The sequence below is a fragment of the Milkweed yellows phytoplasma str. MW1 genome (genome assembly GCF_000309485.1).
Classification (GTDB): Bacteria; Bacillota_I; Bacilli_A; order Acholeplasmatales; family Acholeplasmataceae; genus Phytoplasma.
The window spans coordinates 1-4,186 of the sequence record NZ_AKIL01000137.1 but is presented as its reverse complement, the minus strand read 5'-3'; the positions used below and the strand labels follow the sequence as shown (position 1 = coordinate 4,186).

Sequence of the window (4,186 nt, the reverse complement as noted above, 5' to 3'; positions counted from 1 at the left end):
GAACCGCTCTTCCGATCTGCTACATATAAATGTATTTTTAATAAATAAAATACATTTATTTTAAATAAAGTACACAAACCAAAAAGAAGAAATTTTTTGGTTTGTTACGGAAAAGTAATTTTTTAGTTTTTTTAATAAATATTTTTTGATGAATCAGAATTATTCTTCATTTTATTCATCGTTATCATGTTCATTTTCTTCTCTTTTGCCATCAACTTCTAGATTTTCATCTTCGATAGTTGTTTCTTTTTCTGCATTTTTATTATCTGATTCTTCGGATGAGTTAGTGTTTTTTTCTTCTGATACATCATTGTTATCATTTGAAGAAACAGTTTTTGCTTGTTCTTCAGATGTGTTTTCTTCATCAGAATCGTTATAAAGTAAAGCTTCTTTTTCTTCTTTAGTTTTTAATTTTGCTTTATCATTGACTTCTTCTTTTTCTGCTTTAGCAAGTTTTTCTTCTTCGTACCAAGCGATTTTACCAGTTGCAAATATTTCATCAATATCTCTTTTAGAAAGAGTTTCAATCTCAGATAAATAATCAGCGATTTTGAATAAAAGTTCTTTGTTGTCTAAAAGTTTTTGTTTGGCTTCAGCGTAAGCATTAGTTAAAATATCTTGAACAGCTTGGTCAATTTCTACAGCTTTAGATTCGGAAAAATCTTTGTGAAAAGTTGGTGCTTCTTCTCCGTATTGAGCTAATCCGACAACACTCATTCCGAATTTAGTCACCATAATTCTCGCAATTTTAGTTGCTTGTTTGAAATCGTCATAAGAACCTGAAGAGATATCGTCTAAAAATAATTCTTCTGCCGCCCTTCCGCCTAAATAAGAAGTTATTTCGGCTAATAATCTTTTTTTAGAATAGAAATAAGTTTCTTCTTCCGGTAACATCAAATTATAACCGCCAGATTTACCACGAGGGATAATAGTGATTTTTTGTACTTTTTTAGCATTGGGCAATGTAAGACCAATAACTGCATGACCTGCCTCATGGAAAGAAACTAATTTTTTCTCTTTATTAGTGTATCTGCCGCCTTTTTTAATAGAACCAATTAAAATTCTATCTAAAGCTTCGCTTAAATCATTTTTATTGATTTTGCTCGCTCTTCTTCTTGTAGCTAGCAAAGCAGCTTCATTTAAAATACCTTCTAATTGGGCGCCACTGAAACCTGGTGTTTCCTTAGCTAGTTCTTCTAAACTAATATCTTTTTCTATTTTTTTGTTAGAAGCGTGTAGTTTTAAAATAGCTTCACGATCTTTTAAACTGGGTAAATTAATGGTAAATTGACGGTCAAAACGCCCTGGCCTTAACAACGCAGAATCTATGCGTTCAGGTTGGTTAGTTGCAGCAATAACAATAACGCCTGAATTCTTATTATAACCATCCATTTCTACTAAAAGTTGGTTTAAGGTTTGTTCGTTTTCACTATGTCCCATATCAGATCCTCTTTTACGAGCCATAGCTTCAATTTCATCGATAAAAACAATACAAGGAGCATTCATTTTAGCTTTTTTAAATAAACTTCTTACACGAGAAGCTCCTAGTCCAACATACATTTCTACGAAATCTGAACCAGACGCAGCAAAGAAAGGAACGCCAGCTTCGCCAGAAACCGCTTTAGCTAATAAAGTTTTACCAGTGCCGGGAGGTCCTGATAATAAAACTCCTTTAGGAATTCTGGCGCCCATATCTATGTATTTCTTAGGGTTTTTTAAAAAGTCGATTAATTCCTTCATTTCTTCTTTTTCTTCGTCAGCGCCAGCGATATCTTTAAAAGTTAAAGTTGGTTTTTGAACTACTTCTCTTCTTAATTGAGTTTTATTTTTATCACCAAATTGTTCTGAGAATTGGCTTCCGATATCTTTCATACTTGTAAAGAAAAAATAAATAAGCAAGACTGTTAAAGATATTCTTAAAGAAGAAACTAAAGGACCGAATCCCATGTCAGGATCTTGAATAGTTATAGCTAACAAAACTTTATGAGAAGAAGGTTTGTGTTTTTTTTCCACTTCGTTCCTTATTCGGTGAAAACTTTCTTCATCAACGAAAGAATATTTTTTGGTTTTTTTATCATCAACTTCTTTATAGGTCACTATTAAATCATATAAAACAGGGAGACCATTTGTTAAAATAGGTTTTATTTTCAATTCGTTTTTGTCTAAAAGAGTTAATATTTCTAATTCAGATTCGTCTTTTTTTAATGATTTTTGAACTACACCTCTTAAAGACATTATGGCACCGATAGAGATAATGAAAATCATAATATACCAAATATTAATTTTTTTTAATTTATCTTCCCATTTATTCATAATTTTTATCCCTTAAATTCCTTTCACAATGGTTTTTGCAACCTTTTGAAAGGTTACTTAATAATATCGATTCCCATATAACTTTTTAAAACATCAGGTACTACAATATTTCCGTCTTTATTTTGATAATTTTCCATAATAGCGATCATAGTTCGTCCGATAGCTAAAGCTGATCCGTTTAAAGTATGAACGTATTCGTTTTTATCTTTTTTATTTTTATTAAATTTAATATTGGCTCTTCGAGCTTGAAAAGTTTCTGCATTACTGATAGAAGCTATTTCGCGATATTTTTGTTGACTAGGCAACCATACCTCAATATCATAAGTTTTAGTCATACTAAAACCTAAATCGCCCGTTGATAAAGCGACCACTCTATAAGGTATTTTTAACTTTTGCAAAATTTCTTCAGAATCTTTTAACATTTCTTCTAAAACGGTGTAAGAATTTTGAGGTTCTACAAATTGAATCAATTCAACTTTATTAAATTGTTTTTGTCTTAAAATGCCTCTGGTATCTTTTCCAGCAGCTCCTGCTTCTTGTCTAAAACAAGTAGTAAAACTGACATATTTAATGGGTAATCGTTCCGCCTTTAAAGTTTCATTACGATGGATATTAATAGTAGGAACTTCAGCAGTCGGATTTAAATACCAATTATATTTATCTAATTTTAATTTGAAAAGTTCTTTTTCAAATTTAGGTAATTGACCGGTAGAAAACATTGAATTTTCGTTGACAATAAAAGGAGGGATGATTTCTTGATAACCCTTTTGAGAGTTCGTATCCATCATAAAATTAATTAAAGCTCTTTCCAAACGAGCTCCAGCTCCTTTTAAAACAGCAAATCTGCTGCCAGTTACTTTAGCAGCCGCCTTTAAATCTAAAATATTTAATTTTTCACCTATTTCCACGTGATCTTTAATAGGGAAAGGTTGTTCTTCTGGTTTCATAAAATGTTTAATAACAACATTATCTTCTTCGCTTTGACCGATAGGGGTAGATTCATGAGGAATATTAGGAACAATATGCAACAGGTGATTAATTTTATTTTCGATGGTTTGTAGTTCTTGCGTTAATGCTTCTAATTCTTTTTTAGAAATAGCCTCTTTAGCGATCACTTCTTCATCAATGGATTTGTTTTCTCTTTTTAATATCCCTATAGAGCGAGAGAGATTATTTTTTTTAAACCTCATTTGTTCTATGGAAACAATTAAATTTTTACGCGATTGATTTAATAAAATAAGTTCTTCTAAATAAGAAAAGTCTTCTTGTCTTGTTTGTAGTTTTTGAATAACTAATTCCATATTTTGAATTATAAATTTCAAGTCTAACATTATATTAACATAATCCTTCATTTTATCCGGTTATTACAAAAACAATAAACCTAAAAGACAAATATTAAAACTACTGTGATAATATTTTTATTAAGTCTATTTTATAATAGAGATTTTAAAAAAATTTTTTATAATAGTAAAAACAAATTAACATATCGACCAAAAGATATGATAATCTTGCTATTGATTTTTTTGATTGATTTTTAAAGAATGTTTTTAAAGAAAAAATGTTTATTCATTAAATTTGATTAAACATTTTAGCGAAATTAGATTTGTTTCTAGAAACAAAGTTAGAGCGATAAATTCCTTTGGATAAGCCTTTATCTAATTTTTTATTAACGTAATTTAATAATGTTAAAGCTTGCGTTTTTTCAGAAGCTACCACAGCAGATTTAAATTTTTTAATTGCTGTTTTAACGGAAGATTTGTAAGAAGCATTCTTTAATCTACGTTTTTCGTTAGTCTTATTACGTTTTTTTTGTTGTTTAATATTTGCCATTTAATCAATACCCCTTTTTATTCAAAAAATATTTTTTTATTTT

Annotated in this window: 3 protein-coding genes; all 3 read right to left on the bottom strand. The window is 29.5% G+C overall.

Annotated elements, in window-relative coordinates:
- Window positions 1-171: 171 nt before the first annotated feature.
- Entirely contained in the window at window positions 172-2,313 is a 2,142-nt protein-coding gene (gene ftsH / locus RI76_RS02425; RefSeq protein WP_017192558.1) for an ATP-dependent zinc metalloprotease FtsH, read from the bottom strand.
- A gap of 53 nt (window positions 2,314-2,366) precedes the next feature.
- Window positions 2,367-3,644 carry a serine--tRNA ligase gene (gene serS, locus RI76_RS02420; RefSeq protein WP_017192557.1) on the bottom strand — a complete coding sequence of 426 codons (1,278 nt, stop codon included), beginning with the start codon at window positions 3,642-3,644 and terminating at the stop codon, window positions 2,367-2,369.
- Between the two features lie 238 nt (window positions 3,645-3,882).
- Window positions 3,883-4,143, bottom strand: a complete 261-nt coding sequence (gene rpsT / locus RI76_RS02415; RefSeq protein ID WP_017192556.1) for a 30S ribosomal protein S20 — start codon at window positions 4,141-4,143, stop codon at window positions 3,883-3,885.
- Window positions 4,144-4,186: the final 43 nt, after the last annotated feature.